This is a genomic window from Burkholderia sp. FERM BP-3421, assembly GCF_028657905.1.
GTDB lineage: Bacteria > Pseudomonadota > Gammaproteobacteria > Burkholderiales > Burkholderiaceae > Burkholderia.
The window spans coordinates 593,176-609,869 of record NZ_CP117781.1; the positions used below are offsets into that span (position 1 = coordinate 593,176).

General features: G+C 67.6%; 16 protein-coding genes. 3 read left to right on the forward strand and 13 right to left on the reverse strand.

Annotated elements, in window-relative coordinates; translation table 11 throughout:
• Positions 1-60: 60 nt before the first annotated feature.
• Complete coding sequence (locus Bsp3421_RS05755; RefSeq protein ID WP_273998295.1) at positions 61-519, reverse strand: helix-turn-helix domain-containing protein; 459 nt, start codon at positions 517-519, stop codon at positions 61-63.
• 76 nt (positions 520-595) lie between these two features.
• Here Bsp3421_RS05755 and Bsp3421_RS05760 point away from each other — a divergent pair, with 76 nt between their 5' ends.
• The gene (locus Bsp3421_RS05760; RefSeq protein WP_273997366.1) at positions 596-1,438 is read left to right on the forward strand and encodes a class I SAM-dependent methyltransferase; all 843 of its coding nucleotides are present in this window, start codon (positions 596-598) and stop codon (positions 1,436-1,438) included.
• A 207-nt stretch (positions 1,439-1,645) separates the two neighbouring features.
• Here the strand turns inward: Bsp3421_RS05760 and Bsp3421_RS05765 are convergent, their stop codons facing one another.
• The 4 genes from Bsp3421_RS05765 to Bsp3421_RS05780 all read right to left on the reverse strand — a co-directional run bounded on the left by Bsp3421_RS05765 (position 1,646) and on the right by Bsp3421_RS05780 (position 5,433).
• Positions 1,646-2,404: an SDR family NAD(P)-dependent oxidoreductase gene (locus tag Bsp3421_RS05765; RefSeq protein ID WP_273997368.1), complete on the reverse strand. Its 759-nt coding sequence runs from the start codon at positions 2,402-2,404 to the stop codon at positions 1,646-1,648.
• Positions 2,405-2,913: 509 nt separating this feature from the next.
• Positions 2,914-3,231 carry a DUF2164 domain-containing protein gene (locus Bsp3421_RS05770; RefSeq protein WP_273997370.1) on the reverse strand — a complete coding sequence of 106 codons (318 nt, stop codon included), beginning with the start codon at positions 3,229-3,231 and terminating at the stop codon, positions 2,914-2,916.
• A gap of 692 nt (positions 3,232-3,923) precedes the next feature.
• A complete protein-coding gene (locus Bsp3421_RS05775) occupies positions 3,924-4,292 on the reverse strand; it encodes a Crystal protein ET79 (protein WP_273997371.1) in 369 nt (122 codons plus the stop codon).
• Between the two features lie 238 nt (positions 4,293-4,530).
• Positions 4,531-5,433: an HTH-type transcriptional regulator ArgP gene (locus Bsp3421_RS05780; protein WP_273997372.1), complete on the reverse strand. Its 903-nt coding sequence runs from the start codon at positions 5,431-5,433 to the stop codon at positions 4,531-4,533.
• Between the two features lie 157 nt (positions 5,434-5,590).
• Here Bsp3421_RS05780 and Bsp3421_RS05785 point away from each other — a divergent pair, with 157 nt between their 5' ends.
• Together Bsp3421_RS05785 and Bsp3421_RS05790 are read left to right on the forward strand one after the other, a co-directional pair.
• The gene (locus tag Bsp3421_RS05785) at positions 5,591-7,735 is read left to right on the forward strand and encodes a penicillin-binding protein 1A (RefSeq protein WP_273997373.1); all 2,145 of its coding nucleotides are present in this window, start codon (positions 5,591-5,593) and stop codon (positions 7,733-7,735) included.
• A gap of 29 nt (positions 7,736-7,764) precedes the next feature.
• Positions 7,765-8,373, forward strand: a complete 609-nt coding sequence (locus Bsp3421_RS05790) for a trimeric intracellular cation channel family protein (protein ID WP_273997374.1) — start codon at positions 7,765-7,767, stop codon at positions 8,371-8,373.
• 21 nt (positions 8,374-8,394) lie between these two features.
• Here Bsp3421_RS05790 and Bsp3421_RS05795 read toward each other — a convergent pair whose 3' ends face one another.
• From Bsp3421_RS05795 to Bsp3421_RS05830, 8 genes are all read right to left on the reverse strand, one after another.
• On the reverse strand, positions 8,395-8,790 hold the full coding sequence (locus Bsp3421_RS05795; protein ID WP_273997375.1) for a VOC family protein: 396 nt from the start codon (positions 8,788-8,790) through the stop codon (positions 8,395-8,397).
• Positions 8,791-8,834: 44 nt separating this feature from the next.
• On the reverse strand, positions 8,835-9,662 hold the full coding sequence (locus tag Bsp3421_RS05800) for a heme ABC transporter ATP-binding protein (RefSeq protein ID WP_443111493.1): 828 nt from the start codon (positions 9,660-9,662) through the stop codon (positions 8,835-8,837).
• Between the two features lie 24 nt (positions 9,663-9,686).
• Positions 9,687-10,787 carry a FecCD family ABC transporter permease gene (locus tag Bsp3421_RS05805; RefSeq protein ID WP_273997378.1) on the reverse strand — a complete coding sequence of 367 codons (1,101 nt, stop codon included), beginning with the start codon at positions 10,785-10,787 and terminating at the stop codon, positions 9,687-9,689.
• Positions 10,788-10,981: 194 nt separating this feature from the next.
• Positions 10,982-11,902, reverse strand: coding sequence for a heme/hemin ABC transporter substrate-binding protein (locus Bsp3421_RS05810; protein ID WP_273997379.1), 921 nt, complete (start codon positions 11,900-11,902; stop codon positions 10,982-10,984).
• On the reverse strand, positions 11,899-12,981 hold the full coding sequence (locus tag Bsp3421_RS05815) for a hemin-degrading factor (RefSeq protein ID WP_273997380.1): 1,083 nt from the start codon (positions 12,979-12,981) through the stop codon (positions 11,899-11,901). The genes Bsp3421_RS05810 and Bsp3421_RS05815 overlap by 4 nt, the downstream gene beginning before the upstream one ends.
• Before the next feature lie 49 nt (positions 12,982-13,030).
• Positions 13,031-15,298 carry a TonB-dependent hemoglobin/transferrin/lactoferrin family receptor gene (locus Bsp3421_RS05820; RefSeq protein WP_273998296.1) on the reverse strand — a complete coding sequence of 756 codons (2,268 nt, stop codon included), beginning with the start codon at positions 15,296-15,298 and terminating at the stop codon, positions 13,031-13,033.
• A 405-nt stretch (positions 15,299-15,703) separates the two neighbouring features.
• Positions 15,704-16,363, reverse strand: coding sequence for a methyltransferase family protein (locus Bsp3421_RS05825; protein ID WP_273997381.1), 660 nt, complete (start codon positions 16,361-16,363; stop codon positions 15,704-15,706).
• Between the two features lie 88 nt (positions 16,364-16,451).
• Positions 16,452-16,679: a hypothetical protein gene (locus tag Bsp3421_RS05830; protein ID WP_273997382.1), complete on the reverse strand. Its 228-nt coding sequence runs from the start codon at positions 16,677-16,679 to the stop codon at positions 16,452-16,454.
• Positions 16,680-16,694: the final 15 nt, after the last annotated feature.

A 16,694-nucleotide genomic window follows, 5' to 3' on the forward strand; every position in this document is an offset into this window, starting at 1 on the left:
CTGTGGTGGGCGTTGTTTTCATCCTGACTCGGGATCCGAACGCGCGGCCGTAAATGCGCGTTACGCCTGGCGCTGCGTTCGAGCGGGTATGCGCCGCCGTGCGGTAGCGGTTTTCCGGCGTCGTTCGCCGTTTGCGCCGGCGAGACGAAGAATGCGCTTGAAGGTCGCGCATTCCATGTGGCTCGGCGCGGGACATGCGGCCGCCTGCCGCAAGCCGTCGCGCATCGCGCTGAGCCGGCGGATCGTCCGGTCCAGTTCGTCGGCTTTCGCGAGCAGTTGCCGGCGGTCGATATGCGGGCCGTCGTTCGCCGCGAGCATCGGCGCGATCTCGTCGAGCGAGAAGCCCGCGGCGCGGCCGAGCGCGATCAGCGCGAGCCGGTCGAGCACGTCGGCGCCGAACAGCCGACGCAGCCCGCGCCGGCCGATCGACACGATCAAGCCCTTTTCCTCGTAGAACCGCAGCGTCGATGCCGGCACGCCCGCGCGTTGCGCGACTTCGGTGATATCCAGGGTGCTCACGCGCTTGACCTCAAGCCGACTTGAATTGGCACAGTGTAGCTTTCGCGCGTCGAGCGCGTGCAACGAGGGGATCGAGATGGGCGACAGGCAATCAGGGGCTGCCGGGCAGCATGCGCTGTGGAATGGCCATTCGGGGCGGGTGTGGGTCGATGCGCAGGCGGTGACCGATCAGATGTTCCGGCCGTTCGAGGTCTTGCTGGCCGATGCGGTGGGCGAGCAGGAGGCGCGTCGCGTGCTCGACGTCGGTTGCGGTACCGGGGCGACGACGCTTGCCGTGGCGAGGCGGCTCGGTGGGGACGCGCGGTGCGTGGGGGTCGACGTATCCGCACCGATGCTCGCGGCCGCGCGCGAGCGGGCGCGGGAAGCGGGGGCGGATGTCGCGTTCGTGTGCGCCGACGTGCAGCGTCACGATTTCGAGCCTGCGGGTTTCGACACGATCCTGTCGCGCTTCGGCGTGATGTTCTTCGACGATCCGGTGGCGGCGTTCGCGAACCTGCGGCGCGCGGCGACGGCCGATGCGCGGCTGATTTTCGCCGCCTGGCGCGGCCCCGAGGACAATCCGTTCATGACGCTGGCCGAGCGCACGGCCCGGCCGTGGCTGCCGGATATGCCCGCGCGCGTGCCGGGCGCACCGGGACAGTTCGGGTTCGCCGATCGGGAGCGGGTGGTTGCGATTCTGGCGGAGAGCGGCTGGCGGGAGATCGAGATCGTGCCGGTCGATCTCGATTGCACGTTGCCGGAACGGGAACTGCATGATTACCTGATCGGATTCGGTCCGGTCGGACAGGCGTTGCAGCATGCGGATGCGTCGCTGCGGGCGCGGATCGGCGCGGCGGCGCGGTGCGCGTACGAGTCTTACGTGCGGTGCGAGGACGTGCACTTCCGGGCGGCGTGCTGGATGGTGCGGGCGAGGGCTTAGGGGGCGCGGAAGGGGGCCCGATGACCATCTGGGGGGAGACGTCACGCTGCGCGTTGCTGTGCTCGCGGCCGGGTCGAGTCATTTTCACCTGGCTTTGACTCCCCGTCGGTACGGTCCGCGGTCCTATACCGGGCGACGACGCCTGATGAGGCGCGTCTTATCCGGCATGTGACCCGGCGTTTGACAGCAAGCGCGATGGAGAAGCCGCTAACCTTGTACCGAATAGCCGCCGTCCACCGGGATGACCGCACCGGTGATGAAGTCGCTTTCGCTGGAGCACAGCGCCACCGCGATGCCGGCGAGGTCCTGCGGCTTGCCCCAGCGACGTTGCGGCGTGCGGCTCAGCACGTTTTCTTCCAGGTTGGGAAAAAGCCGCTTGGCTTCGGCAATCAGTTCGGTTTCAATCCAGCCCGGCAGCAAGGTGTTCACCTGGATGTTGTCGGGCGCCCATTCGACGGCCCATGCCTTGCCGAGTTGCACGATTCCGCCCTTGCTGGCCGCGTAGGCCGAACCATAGGCCGTGCCAAACAACGAGAGCATCGAACCGATGTTGACGATCTTGCCGCCGCCCGCGCGGACGAACGCGCCGTGGATGGCCTGGGCGCAGTAGTGCGCACCGCTCAGGTTCGTATCGATGATGCGATGCCAGTCCTCGACCGTCAGCTCGTGCGCCTGTTTGCGGATGTTCATGCCGGCATTGTTCACGAGGATATTGAGGCTCCCGAAATGGCGCTCGGCTTGCGCCATTGCCTCGATGCAGTCGTCGTACTTTGTGATGTCCGCCTGGATGAACTGACCGCTTGCGCTGCCGCCCGGCAATGAAGCCAGGGCGGCGCGACCTTTCTCGGGATCGCGCCCAACGAGTGCGACACGCGCGCCGGCCGCGACCATGCCCTGCGCGATGCCGAGTCCGATACCACTCGCCCCGCCCGTGACGACGGCCGCCTTTCCTGAAAGATCGAACATGCCTGTCTCCGTACGAACGTGTCGATATGAACAGGACGCCAGCATAGCCGGGCCCTACGCGGTAGGGCGCGGAGCGCGGTCGCGATATTTTCGAAGTCGGCGCGTGCGTTTTTCGAATGCTGGAAACAAGCCTGGAAGGGGATGGGCAAGCGAGACGAACGTCGCTCGTTGATCGTGGAGCGGATTGCGGACAACGCGGCGCGGCCGTCTGTTCGTGCCGATAGCCGCCGTTCGTCGTCGCGGGCACTCGGCCGTAGGGCGAACTTCGCGCAGGCACGTTCAAGCGCGGTCAAATTCAGGATGTCAAAGCGGTTTTCATGCCGCGCGTGAGCGCCCGGTCACCATGTACTTGCAAGCGTCACTCCCATGATGCAGCAGCACCTGCCCCTTAGCTGATAAGGCTTGAATCCAGAAGCTACGCTATGACCTACGCTGACGGATTTCGGGAACGCCGCTACCGACCCGTTACAGACAGTCGCAAAACATGGAAGCATGCCTTCCCGTCACTGCTACTTGCGCGGTTTTGCTTTGGGCTCGTACTTTTCCCAGTACCGAAACCCCTCTTCGTGCACTTCAAATTCAAGATCCCTGATGTCTTCCCCAAGATCCGAGACGTGTTGCTCAAAATCCAAGAAGTTTTGCAGGAGGCGCTTCTGCGCGTCCGCCACAGCCTTGTTGTAGATGTCGGGGCCGATTTCCTCCAAGAAAAAACCAAGGAGCGCGCCAGCGGCAATATTGCCGATCGGCTCCTCCATGTTCTTCTCGAAATATCTCTGAATGGAGGCAATCGCCTTGGCCCGAACTTCTTTCGTCAATTCAATTGTCATGGATCTGCTCCAGCCAGCGCCTTCCTCACTGGCGATCATACGTGGGCGCCGCCGGAGGATCGTCAACTAATCTTTCAACGCGACTGTGACCGCATCGGATTTACCGAACGTCGCCCCGTCACTCAAGTCCACAAATTGTCGGCGATAGAGGTTGCGGCGTCGATCGACTGCTTCTGCGTGACCGCCGGAAACTGGCCGGACGGCGAACTTCGCGTTCCAGCATCAGGGCGCTGGCAAACGCCGGCTGCCAAAGCTGCTGTTCCCGGTCACACGAGCACGCAACCCACCGCAGCACCTGCTACAGCCACTCCCATGATGCATCGGTACTTCGTCTTGTCTGACGGGGTATCGGTCAGAGCGCCACGCCAAAAACTACGCTGGGCACTTTCGTGAGTGCTCATTTCCGCTCTTTCTCCGGCATACCGTTCTATGGGCGGAATGACCGCTCAAAGCAGTTGAACTGTCGGCTCGCCGGTGTACATCAAAGATTACGGAGAAACTCGATCAACGCCGCGTTGACGAAATCCGGTGCCTCCTGTTGCAGCCAATGTCCTGCTCGTGGAACGATTCATGAGGCCGACAGCTTGGGCACGAGCCGGGGCATACCGCCGATCATGTCCATTGCTGGCCGCCAGCCGCCGCTCGTGCCCGAAAGGCACGCTTCGCGCGGACGCGTCCTGGCCACCGGTCAACTAGTCCGATCCCTTTTGATCGATGAAAAATTGCACCACGGCATTGTCTCCATCCCCTCCGGCGTATCGCGTTTTAAAATCGGACGAGCTACATGAAATTCCATATGAATTTCCTCCGTAGTACGGATCATCCCATGAAATTGGAATGTTCTGAATTCCATTGTATTGGAATTGATATTGGAGGCTGCCTTGTGTGCCGGTGTAAATGCCGTCCGAGTCGCTCTCCCATTCCCCGTATTGAAGCGACGGGATGATTGAAGGTGGATATTTCTTCCATTCTCCGTGCTGGAGCTGGACCGAAGATGTGTCGAGGATTAAATCATGCGAGGTGAGATTGAAGAAGGTAACCGCGACGCTGCGAGCAGACATTTAATCACCTCAAAAGATTAAGATGGAATAATCCGTCCAACATCACGCAAGCTGATTCCAGGCAATGCCAGAATAAGATACAAAATGGCATCGTAAAAGTGAAATTTACTTCGAATCACAATCGCTCAACAATCAACCCGACCATTCAGAAATTCACCGAATCGACCACGGCACTTATGGCGAGGCGCCGTCGCACGCCGCAGTCCTCCCACCCGACAACCCGCCTTCCGCCGTCGCTTCACGTTCCCACCGGCCTCAGCAATCCCCGTCCCGCCTCGACCACCCGCGCCGACAGCGACTGCATGCTCGGCGACTGCACCTTCCACGCGTGCCAGTACAACGCGCTGTCGGTCGGATACGCGGGCGCAAGATCGACGAGCCCTTGCTCGGCGAGCGGCATCTTGCCGAGCAGAAGCTCCGGAACCATCGCATAGCCGAGCCCGTGCTGCACGGCCGCGAAATGCGTATGCGTGCCGGGCACGTAGTGACACGGATAAGCCCCCTTGGGCAGCCCGAAATTCTCCAGCAGAAACGACGATTGCAGCGTATCGCGCCGCGAGTACGCGACGACCGGAGCCTGCCGCGCGCTCGCGCGCGTCAGGCCACGCGGAAACCACTGCGCCGCGAAAGCCTGCGCGGCGATCAACCGATAGCGCATCGTCCCGAGCGGCGTCGCGGCGCAACCGCGCATCGGCTTCTGCACCGTGGTCACGCAGCCGATCGCCATGCCGTTCTCGAGCAATCCGAAGGTGTGGTCCTGATCCTCCATGATCAGCTCGAACAGCAGCCGCTCGCCCGACAGGATCGACGACAGCGCCGGTAAAAACCACGTGCCGAGACTGTCCGAATTGAGCGCGACCACCACCGACACTGGAGACTGCCGCGCCGCGTCCAACTCGGCCTGCAAATCGGCCTGCAACATCGACACGCGCCGCAGATGCTGGAGCACACGCTGCCCGGTCGCGGTCGCGCGGCACGGCCGGGTGCGCAGCACGAGCGGCGTGCCGAGATCCGCTTCCAGCGCGCGCACGCGCTGCGTGATCGCCGACGCTGTCACGTGAAGCCGCGCGGCGGCCTGCTCGAAGCTGCCCGTCTCGACGACCGCGACGAAGGCCGCCGCTTGCCTGGGATCGATATCCATGCGCTTCCTAAATAAAAATAAGCATCTGCAAATTCAGCTAAAGATTGTACCGGTTCAAGACGCGAACCCCGACAATACGCAGCGCTTCGCGGATCCGGCGCACGCAGCGCACCCGACGCGCAGGCCGGATCCTTGGCAACACTGAAGGAAATCAGCCATGACGTCACCCGCCTCGCCCCCGCCCACGCCTGATCTTCCCCGCCCACGTCGCCGTCCCTGGCGGACCCTCGCGGGCGCGCTGCTGGGGCTCACGATCGCGGGCGCCGGGATCGGCGCGTGGACCGTCGATCGCATCTGGCGCCAATTGCCGGCCGTCGATCATCTCGCGAGCTACCGTCCCGCGATGCCGCTGCGCATCTATTCGCGCGACGGCGTGCTGCTGGCCGAGTACGGCATCGAGCGGCGCGAATTCACGCCGCTCGCGCAGATCCCGCAGCGCGTGCGCCACGCGCTGCTCGCGGCCGAGGACGCGCGTTTCTACGAACACGGGCCGGTGGACTTCAACGGCCTGCTGCGCGCGACGCTGACCAACCTCGTCGCCGGTCATTCGGCGCAGGGCGCCAGCACGATCTCGATGCAGGTCGCGCGCAACTTCTACCTGACGCGCGACAAGCTGATCAGCCGCAAGCTCGCGGAGATCCTGATGGCCTACAAGCTCGAACAGGCCTACGGCAAGGACAAGCTGCTCGAGCTGTACATGAACCAGATCTACCTCGGCGAGCGCGCGTATGGCTTCGCCGCCGCGGCATCGATCTACTTCGGCAAGCCGCTCGACGCGCTCACCGATGCTGAGGCCGCCGTGCTGGCCGGGCTGCCGAAGGCGCCGTCCGCGTTCAACCCGACCGTCAACCCTACGCGCGCGATCGAGCGTCGCCAGTACGTGCTGCGCCGCATGCGCGAGCAGGACTATCTCGACGAGACCGCCTATCGGCAGGCGCTCGACGCTCCGCTCGGGCTCGCGAACACGCCGCCGCCGGGGATCGTCGCGGCGCCGTACGTCGCCGAACGGGCGCGCCGCATGATGGTCGAGCGCTATCACGACGAGGCCTACACGCTGGGCCTCGACGTCGTGACGACCGTGACGATGCGCGATCAGCTCGCGGCGGAAGCCGCGCTGCGCCACGCGGTGCTCGATGCGCGGCTGCGGCGCGCCCGACCGAATACCGCGGCGCGCGACGGCGATGCGCTGGAAGGCGCGCTGGTGTCGCTCGACGCGGACACGGGCGATATCCTCGCGCTCGCGGGCGGCGCGGATTTCCAGCGCAATCCGTTCGATCACGCGTTGCAGGCCTACCGGCAGCCGGGGTCGAGCTTCAAGCCGTTCGTGTATTCGGCCGCGCTCGAGAAAGGCCTGTTTCCGGGCACCCTCATCGACGACACGCAGCGCACGCTGTCGAAGGAGGAGACCGGCGCGAACCGCTGGCGGCCGCGCAACTACGCGAACAACTACGAAGGCTTCATCCCGATGCGGCGCGGGCTCGTGCGCTCGAAGAACCTGGTGGCCGTGAGCCTGATGCAGGCGGCCGATCCGGCGTTCGTGCAGCATCACGCCGTCGGCTTCGGCTTCGAGGGGCCGCGCAACCCGGCCTCGCTGCCGCTGGCGCTCGGCGCGGGCGCGGTCACGCCGCTGCAACTCGCGAGCGCGTACGGCGCATTCGCGAACGGCGGCCTGCGCATGGATACGCGCCTGGTCGAGACGGTCCGGCTGCGCAACGGCGACACGCTGTTCAGCGCGCCGCCGCCGGTCGCGACGCGGGTGATCTCCGAACGCAATGCGTTCGTGATGGACAGCATGCTGCGCGACGTCGCGCGTTTCGGCACCGCGCGCGGCACCTTGCCGCTGCGCCGTCCCGACATCGCCGGCAAGACCGGCACGTCGAACGGCTCGAAGGACGTGTGGTTCGCGGGCTACTCGTCGGGCGTCGTCACGGTCGCCTGGCTCGGCTATGACGCGCCGCGCAGCCTCGGTCGCGTCACGGGCGCGACGCTCGCGCTGCCGCTGTGGCTCGCCTACATGAAGGTGGCGGTCGACGGCCGCGCGAGCGTCGAGCGCACGATGCCGGGCGATCTCGCGCTGGTCGACGGCGACTACGTGTATGCGGAGTACACGACCGGCAAGTGCGCGGATGCGCCGCCGCCCTACATCCGCAATGCATTCGCATGCGGCGCGGCGCGCGCCGGCGCGAGCGCCGACGCCGGGCTGTCGCCCGCATCGGCTGCGCAGCCGGCGGAACGGGCGCTGCCGCCCGTCGACGCGGCCGAGCGCGCACGGGTGCTGGAACTGTTCCGCACCGACGATTGAACCGGATTTCCGCAAGAGGTTGAACGAAAATGCATACGCTGTACCTGATCGCGATCGTCGCGGAGGCCATGTCGGGCGCGCTGATGGGCATGCGCCGCGGCATGGATCGTTTTGGTCTCGCGCTGGTGGGCGCGGTCACCGCGCTGGGCGGAGGCACGGTGCGCGACGTGCTGCTCGGCCACTATCCGCTGACCTGGGTCGCTCACCCGACCTACCTGTTGATCACGCTGGGCGCGGCGACCTTCGCGTCGTGGACGGCCACCCACCTGACGCGCCTCAGGACATTGTTCATCACGGTGGACGCGCTCGGGCTCGCCGCGTTCTCGATCATCGGCTGCGACGTCGCGGCGACGGTGAACGCCAATCCGATCGTGATCGTGCTGGCGGGCGCGATCACGGGCGTCTGCGGCGGGATGCTGCGCGACCTGTTGTGCAACGAGATGCCGCTGATCCTGCGCGAGGAGTTGTACGCGAGCGTCGCGTTCTTCACCGGCGCGCTGTACGTCGTATTCCAGTACGTCGGGCTCGACGAGAACATTGCGACCGTGGTGGCGTTGGTCGCCGGGTTCGCCGCGCGCATGTGCGCGGTGCGCTTCGGTTGGAAGATGCGCACCTTCGGCCCGGTGGACGCCGAATAGCCGCTCGGCGGCGCGGCATCGTCACGCGCGTGCGTCGTCGGCCGGCTTGCGTTGCACGACGTGCCACAGCACGCCCGACGGGTCGAACAGGAAGGCGACCGTCATGCCCCATGGCTGGCGCTTCGGCGGAACGGGCGCCGGCGTGCCGTGGCGCGTGACGGGATCGAGCGCCTCGATGTGCTTCCACCACGCGTCGAGATCGTCGACCACCAGCTGCAACACGCAATTGTCGGCCCAGGCTTCCACGTAGAAGTTCTGCAACAGGATCGCCTGCGCGCCGAGCGCGAGCACGGCGAGATCCCGCGAGTCGTGCTCGAGCGTGAAGCCGAGATCGAGATAGAACTGCCGGCTGCGCGGGAAATCCAGCGCGGGAACGAACGGCCGCAGCGCGGCGACGGGTGACGGCGGGGTGGACATGGCGACTCCTGGATGAAGGAAACGATTCGAGGTGCCCGCGATATTCAGGCCGGCACCATGACGGGCGGCGCATCGCCGCCCGCGTCGAGCATCCTGACCGCGAAGCCGTAGCAGCGCTCGAACAGGCCGGGCGTCATGATGTCGTGCGGCGCGCCGGCCGCGAAGATCGCGCCGTCCGCGAGCAGCGCGATGTGGTCGGCATGACGCGCGGCCAGATTCGGATCGTGGACGATCGTCAGCACGCCGATGCCCCATTCGCGCGCGAAGCGGCGCACGGTGTCGAGCAGCAGGTGCTGATGCGCGAGGTCGAGCGCGGCGGTCGGTTCGTCGAGCAGCAGGTAGCGCGGCACGCGCGCGGTCAGCGGCGTGGCGGCCGGCCACAGCTGCGCGAGCACGCGCGCGAACTGCACGCGCGCGAGTTCGCCGCCCGACAGCGTGGTGACGTCGCGGCCCGCGAGCGGCGTCGCTTCCGCGAGCGCGAGCGCCTGCGCGGCGATCGCGTGATCGTCGCGCGTCAGCGCGCCGCCGTGCGCGGTATGCGGATAGCGGCCGAGCAACACGATCTCGTCGGCGCTGAACGGGAACGCGGGCTGCGAGGCTTGCGGCAGCACCGCGCGCAGCTGGGCGAGCCGTCGCGTGTCGATTCGTTCGAGCGGGATGCCGTTCAGCGAGATCTCGCCGTCGACGCGCACGTCGCGGTGGCTGCGCAGTTCGCCGGCCAGGACTTTCAGCAAGGTGCTCTTGCCCGCGCCGTTGCGGCCGAGCAGCGCGGTGACGCGGCCCGGTTCGAGACGGAGCGACAGGTCGCGGAGGATGGTGGCGTTGCCGCGCGCGACGTGAAGGTGTTCGGCGATCAGCATGATGATGGACAGGAAGACACGGTGCGCATCGCGTGGTCAGCCGCCCAGCGCGCCGCGCCCGCGCCACAGCAGCGCGAGGAAGAACGGCGCGCCGAGCAGCGCGGTGAGGATGCCGAGCGGGATCTCGGCGGGGGCGGCGAGGGTGCGCGCGGCGAGGTCGGCGACGATCGTGAGCAGCGCGCCGAGCAGCGCCGCGCCGGGCATCACGATGCGCTGGTCGGGGCCGCACGCGAGCCGCACGCAATGCGGCGCGACGAGCCCGATGAAGCCGATCACGCCCGTGCACGACACCAGCGCGCCGACGCACAGCGCCGTGGCGACCAGCACGCGGCGTTTGACGCGCTGCACGGGCACGCCGAGATGAAGCGCCTCGGTTTCGCCGAGCTGCAGCGCGTTGAGCGCATGCCGCTCGCGCGCGAGCAGCGCGCAGCCGGCCAGCGCGAACGGCGCGACCGCCGCGATCATCGGCCACTGCGCGCCGCCGACGCTGCCGAGGCTCCAGAACGTGAGCGAGCGCAGCTGCGCATCGTTGGCGACATAGGTGAGCAGGCCGATCGCGGCGCCGACGAGCGCGTTGATCGCGATGCCGGCGAGCAGCAGCAGTGGCAGCGCGAGCCGGCCGCGCGACGCGGCGAGCCGGTACACGAGCGCCGCGACCGCGAGCGCGCCTGCAAAGGCCGCGAGCGGTAGATAGCCGAAGCCGATCGGGCCGGCGATGAGCGCGGGGCCGAGCACGATCAAGGCGCTCGCGCCGAGGGCCGCGCCGCTGCTCACGCCGATCAGGCCGGGGTCCGCGAGCGGATTGCGGAACAGCGCCTGCATCGCCGCGCCGGCCGTGCCGAAGCCCGCGCCGACGAGGAGCGCGAGCGCCACGCGCGGCGCGCGGATGTCGAGCAGCACCGCGCGCGCCTGCGCGACGGCGGGATCGTGCGCGAGCGTGTCGCCGGAGGCGGCGAGCGCGGCCAGCACCTGGGCGGGCGTGAGGCGATACGCGCCGATGCAGAACGCGGCCAGGATCGCGCAGCCGAGCGCGCCTGCGAGCGCAAGCAGTGCGACGAACGCGACGCGACGGCGGCGCGTGGCGATGCTGCTCGATGCGTCGGGCGGCAAACCGCCGGGCGGCAAACCGCCGGGCAATGAAGCGCCGGACGACAAACCACCGGGTGGCGAACCACCGGGCGGCGAACCACCGGGTGGCGAACCACCGGGCGGCGAACCACCGGGCGGCGAACCACCGGGCGGCGAACCGCCGGGCGGCAGTCTGACGGGCGCACGGTTGAGCGAAGAGGGCGGGGCGATGGAATTCATCGTGGCAGGTTCGGAGCTATCGGTCACGCGAGCGCGTCGCGCAGCCGCTGGTGCAGCGTGGCGACGGCCTGCGGCAGGCGCGGCCCGAAGCCGAGCAGGAACAGCGCGTCGAGCGACACGAGCCGCTGCGCGCGGCCGGCCGGCGTCGTGCCGAAGCCCGGTGCGGCGAGCAGCGCGGCCCGGCCGCCCGCCGCGGCGAGACCTTCGTCGGAGATCAGCACGACGTCGGGTGCGGCGGCGACCAGCGCCTCGGCGGTCAGCGGCTTGTAGTGCGCGAAGCCCTGCATCGCGTTGCGCGCGCCCGCGTAGCGGATCATCGCGTCGGCGGCGGTCTGCTGGCCGGCGGCGAGCGCCTGGTTGCCGGTGTGATTGAGCACGAACAGCACGCGCGGCGGCGCGCCGGCCGCGCTCAGCGGCTTGGCCGCGATCGCATCGCGCGCGGCCTGCCAATCGGCGTCGAAACGCGCGAGCAGCGCCTGGCCGCGCGGCTGGACGTCGAGCGCTTGCGCGATGCCGGTGATCTTGTCGCGCACGGACTGCACGTCGTGTCCTTCGCCGAAGGTCGCGATCGCGACGCCCGCGCCTTTCACCTGCGCGAGCGCGGCGGGCGGTCCGGCCTCGGCGGACGCGAGCACGAGATCCGGGCGCAGCGACAGCAGCCCCTCCGCCGACAGCGCGCGCTGGTAGCCGACCTTCGGCAGCTTGCGCGCGGCGTCGGGGTAGGTGCAGGTGGTGTCCGCACCGACCAGCGCGTAGCGCGGCGTCTGTGCGCCGTCGAGCGCATAGACGGTTTCCGCGAGCGCGCCGCCGAGCACGATCACCCGCTTCGGCTGCGCGCCCGCCTGCGCCCGCGCGGCGGCGGCCGGCAGCGTCAGCGCGAGCGCGCAGGCGCCGCCGCGCGCGAGCCACGCGCGGCGGCGCGCATCGAAGCGCGCGGCGCTCATCGTGCGGCCTCCGAGGCCGGCAGCGTCTCGACGAGCGCGCGCCAGCCGTCGAGTTCCGGGCGGCCCGGCTTGCGCTCGCCGAACAGCATCGCGATGTTCTCGCCGGCCGCGTCGAACAGTTCGAGCGAGGTGACGATGCCGTCGCTCGTCGGCTTGCGCACCACCCACGCGGACGCGATCAGATCGGCGCGCAGGTGCAGGTTGAAGCCCGGATCGAGCACGTTGAGCCACGGGCCCATCTCGCGGACGTTGACGACCGGGCCGCTGTGGATCTGGATCATGCCGTGGTTGCCGACGAACACCATGATCGGCAGCGCGCGCGCGGCCGCGCCGTCGAGCACGCGGCGCAGCGCATCGGTCGCGACGGGCAGTGCGTAGCGCGGCTCGGCGAGCCGCAGCGCCTGGGTGCGGGTGACGCCGAACTTGCGCGTGAGTCCGAAGAACTGATGCGTGTCGGTCATCGCGTCCCAGGCCGCGCGGAAGCCGTCGGCGTCGATCTCGGCGTCCGGCCGCTCGACGGCGGCGGGCGCGGCGGGCTCGACCGCGAGGTGCGGCGTCTGGGCCGCCATCTTCCAGCGCTCGACGAACGCGTCGTAGGCCGCATGGTCGCTGTGCTCGCGCAGATAGACCTTGTGAACCGCCTGGCCCTGCGCATCGAAGAACTGCAGGCTCTTCATCGTGCCGTGCGCGGTCTGCTCGCGCACCGCGAAGCCGGACGCCCAGTTGCGATAGAAGATGCGCAGGTCGATGGTGCCGAGCGCGAGGCCCACCGGGCCGTCGTGGCTCATCTGCGCATAGGCGCCGTCCTTCTCGTGCACGGCCGCCTCGTTGCGGGTCAGCGCCATCACGCTGCCCAGCCGCGGCACTTCCTCGAACAGCTCGACGAAGCGCGGTTCGAGCCGCACCACATGCTCGCCGACGAAGGCCGCGAGCGCCTCGCCTTCGCTGACGCCGAGCACGTGCGCGGCTTCGCGGTTGCGCAGCTTCTGGGTTTCCTTCAGGTGCACGAACGCATCGCGCAGCTCGCGGGGCGCGAGCTTGACGGCGGACGGCGTGGCGGATTGAACGGTATTCATCATGTCGGGCTCCTTCGATTGCCGGATGAAAAGAAAGCGTGGGCGGGCCGCATCAGAAATCCACCTTCATGCTGACCGAGACGCTGCGGCCGGGCGACGTATAGGCGTCGAGCACCTTCGAATCGGACGCGATGCCGCGCACGTCCGACCAGTTCCAGTACTTGCGGTCGAACAGGTTGTGGATGCCGAGATAGGCGCTCACGTGCTTGTTGAAGCGATAGCCGCCGCGCACGTCGACGACGAACGACGACGGCGGCGAATAACAGGTCTTGCCGGCGCCGCATGCATCGGACGCGATGTCCTGCTGCTTCTTCGCGGCCTGGAACAGCAGGTCGGTCTGCACGAACCAGCGCTCGGTCGGCTCGTAGCGCACGCCGAACACCGCCGAGAACGGGTTGATCGTGTTGAGCGGCTCGCCCGCCGCGCCGTTGTCCTGGGTCGAGCCCTTGGTGAACGCGAGCGCGGTCTTGAGCGTGATGCCGTTCGGCATCACCCATTCGGCGCGGCCCTCGAAGCCGTGGATGCGCGCCTTCGCGAAGTTCACGTACTGGAACACCAGCGGATCGTTCGGACGGCCGCTGCCGCTGATGGTCCGCTGCGAGATGAAGTTCCGGTAGTTGCCGGTGAACGCGGCCGCGCTGTAGCGCAGCGGCCCGTAGCCGGTGCCGAGCGTGCCGCGGAAGCCCGCCTCGAAGGTGTCGCTGGTCTCGGGCTTCAGGTTCGGATTGCCGATCGAGGTATAGCCGTAGACCGGGTTCGAGAAGCTGTTGTTGACCTGGTCCGGGGTCGGCGTGCGGAAGCCGTGCGCGTACTGCGCATACGGGATCAGCATGGGCGATACCTCGTACAGCACCGCGACGCGCGGCGACAGCTCATGGTCGCTCGATTTCACCGCCTGCCCGGTGAACAGCGGATCGCCCGTGACCGGGCTCAGGCGGTACGCGTCGTAGCGCAGGCCCGGCGTGACCGACAGCTTGCCGAAGCTGATCCGGTCCTGCAGGAACGCGCCGAGCAGCGTGTAGTCGGTGTCCGGGAAGGCCTTGTTCGGGAACGATTCGCCGACGCCCGGCACGGTGCCGTTGCGCAGGCTCTTGATGCGGGCGATGCTGCCGTCCACGCCGTACAGCAGCTTGTGCGCGAACGGGCCCGTCGAGAAGCCGCTTTCCGCGAACGCCGAGCCGCCGAAGGTGTGCTCCGAATAGTCGTTGTCGCGCGAGCGCGATTGCAGGCGGCCGCCGCGCGTCTCGAACGAATACTGTTCCTGCTTCGCGTCCTGGTAGTAGAACTGCACGTGCGCGGTCTGGAACCAGCGCGCATCCGCGTTGTGGAAATCGTAGTCGACGCTGAAGCGATTGCGCTCCAGGCGATCGTTCGCGGTCAGGCCGAGCGTGGTCGGCGGGTTGATCGCGGACAGCACGTTGGTGTCGACCCGGCGCCGCACGGCTTCGGCCGTGAACTTGATCGTGTCGTGGCGGGTGGGCGTGACGACCAGCTTGCCGAGCACCGATTCCGTATAGGTGTCCTGCGGGTTGGCGGTGGTGCGCGCGGTGGACGCCGAGTTGTTGTCGCCGCGCGTGTCGACCTCGTGGCCGCGCCGGCCGTCGGCGATGATCATGCCTTGCACGAGATCGTTGCCGGCCGCCGCCGACACGGTCGCGCCGACGCTGCGGTCGGTCGAGTCGTAGCTGGGCCGGAACGAGAAGTAGGTTTTCTTGTTGTAGACCGACAGCAGGTCCTGTGGATCCTTGGTGATGAAGTTGACCGCGCCCGTGAGGCCGTCGCTGCCGTACAGCGCCGATGCGGGCCCGCGCAGGATCTCGATGCGCTTGAGCGTGTCGAGGTCCGCGTAGTCGCCGCGGCCGGCTTCGAGCGGGCCGAACGCGAACGAATTCGGCAGGCGGATGCCGTCCTGCATCAGCAGCACGCGATTGCCTTCGAGGCCCCGGATGTTGATGCTCGAATCGCCGTCGCGGCCGCCGGCGAGCGCGGCGCTCGCCGGACGGTAGGTGGTGCGCCGCACGGTGACGCCCGGCTCATAGCGCAGCGCGTCCTTGATGTTGGTGGCCTGCTGCTCTTCGAGATCCTCGGCGGTGATCACCGACACGCTCGCCGCGGTGCGGCTGACGGCCGTCGCGGTGCGCGTCGCGGTGACGGCGATCGGATCGAATGATTCGCCCGGCTTGACGGCCGCGACCTGGATCGCCTGCGTAGCGGCTTGGGCAGTGACGGACGGATCGGCAACGGCGCCCGCCGCCTGCGCGGCGGCGGCATAGACGCTGAATACGCCGTATAGCGCGGCGCATAGCGGCCGCCGCGCCAACAAATGTGGATGCACGGATGGTCTCCCAGTGGATTAAGCCCGAAGGCTGGCTGGGTGAACGCGTACACCTGGCTGGCCGCGCCGCCGGTCAGGGCGACGTGTCGAAAAAAACGAAATAGAACGCGCGATATCGAAAGAAACGAAAGAAAAATCGCGGCAGGGAGAAAGTGTAATTGAGAATGATTATCAATTCAATATTTGTCAGAATTGCAAGATGCGAGCCGATGGCGTGAATTGATGATGGAAGAGGTGGCGTTTGAATGATCGCAACTAACGGTCTATTCCACAGGCGTCAGAGGAATGAAGGGGCATGATCAAGCTTGCAGGACGAAAGGCCGGGCCCGGTCGCTCGGTGAAAAGACGATCGGCGCGGGCTTCACCTGCGCCGATGCAGGGTTGGCTGGGTCAGTAGACGCCGGGGATCAAGCGCCAGGTTCGCGCGCGGTACGCGTCGTATTCGTCGCCGAACTGGTCGTGCAGCAGCTTTTCCTCGGCATGCATGCGCGCGACGAGGGGAGGGAGCAGCAGCGCGGTCAGCACGATGCCGGCCAGCGAGCGGAACGCCAGCGACCAGCCCAGCCCGTTGATCAGCAGGCCGAGATAGCTGGGATTGCGGATGACGCGATAGAGCCCGCCGGTGACGAGGGTATGTCCGGGCTGGATCGCGACGAGGCCGCTGAAGCGCTTGCCGAGCAGGAACACCGGCGCGAGGCGGAGCGCGCCGCCGACGACGAAGAGCGCGACGCCGATCCAGCGCACCGCGCCGCCTTCGAGGGTCCACACGTTCACGCGGTCGGAATAGGCGGGCACGACGCAGGACAGCAGCCCGAGCGCGCCGAATACGGGCAGCACCCAGCGGTTCGTGCGCGCTTCGCGTTCGCCGGGGTTCAGGTTGGCCTGCGAGAACAACGAGACGATGGCCAGCGCCACGGTGGCGAGCGCGACGGTCGTGAGCGCGGGTTCGGCGAAGAAGGCGCGGCCGCCGCCCCGGGCGACGATCGCGAGACCGAGGTAGACGGCGGTCGAGACGAGGATCGCGGGGGTGAGTTGGGGGTTGAGTTTCATGCGCGTTTCACCGTGTGGACGTGGCCGGCCTGCCGCGCGGCCGAGCGGACGGCGAGGCGCGGCTGCGCCTGCCGCGCAGGCGGCTTCCTCATCCGAGCGATTCGATCCGGATCAGCAATTTCCTGGCGTGGGTGATCATCGCGTCGTGCAGTTCCTTGTCGGCGGGCGACGCGTGGGACGTGTCCTCCGCGAAGCCGATCTGCTGCCGGAATCCTTCGACGAGCGCGCGGCGCAGGTCGTCCGGCATTGCCCGGACCATCGACGCGACCAGCATTTCCTGGGCGCGCAGCGCGCCCGACAACGCGGTGGTGTTCATGCGGACCTCCAATCG

Excerpts from the sequence above, each read along its gene's own strand:
- Bsp3421_RS05760 (WP_273997366.1), top strand. The coding sequence starts at position 596 with ATGGGCGACAGGCAATCAGGGGCTGCCGGGCAGCATGCGCTGTGGAAT.
- Bsp3421_RS05825 (WP_273997381.1), bottom strand. The coding sequence starts at position 16,363 with ATGAAACTCAACCCCCAACTCACCCCCGCGATCCTCGTCTCGACCGCC.
- Bsp3421_RS05815 (WP_273997380.1), bottom strand. The coding sequence starts at position 12,981 with ATGATGAATACCGTTCAATCCGCCACGCCGTCCGCCGTCAAGCTCGCG.
- Bsp3421_RS05770 (WP_273997370.1), bottom strand. The coding sequence starts at position 3,231 with ATGACAATTGAATTGACGAAAGAAGTTCGGGCCAAGGCGATTGCCTCC.
- Bsp3421_RS05785 (WP_273997373.1), top strand. The coding sequence starts at position 5,591 with ATGACGTCACCCGCCTCGCCCCCGCCCACGCCTGATCTTCCCCGCCCA.
- Bsp3421_RS05780 (WP_273997372.1), bottom strand. The coding sequence starts at position 5,433 with ATGGATATCGATCCCAGGCAAGCGGCGGCCTTCGTCGCGGTCGTCGAG.
- Bsp3421_RS05775 (WP_273997371.1), bottom strand. The coding sequence starts at position 4,292 with ATGTCTGCTCGCAGCGTCGCGGTTACCTTCTTCAATCTCACCTCGCAT.
- Bsp3421_RS05810 (WP_273997379.1), bottom strand. The coding sequence starts at position 11,902 with ATGAGCGCCGCGCGCTTCGATGCGCGCCGCCGCGCGTGGCTCGCGCGC.
- Bsp3421_RS05830 (WP_273997382.1), bottom strand. The coding sequence starts at position 16,679 with ATGAACACCACCGCGTTGTCGGGCGCGCTGCGCGCCCAGGAAATGCTG.
- Bsp3421_RS05790 (WP_273997374.1), top strand. The coding sequence starts at position 7,765 with ATGCATACGCTGTACCTGATCGCGATCGTCGCGGAGGCCATGTCGGGC.
- Bsp3421_RS05765 (WP_273997368.1), bottom strand. The coding sequence starts at position 2,404 with ATGTTCGATCTTTCAGGAAAGGCGGCCGTCGTCACGGGCGGGGCGAGT.
- Bsp3421_RS05795 (WP_273997375.1), bottom strand. The coding sequence starts at position 8,790 with ATGTCCACCCCGCCGTCACCCGTCGCCGCGCTGCGGCCGTTCGTTCCC.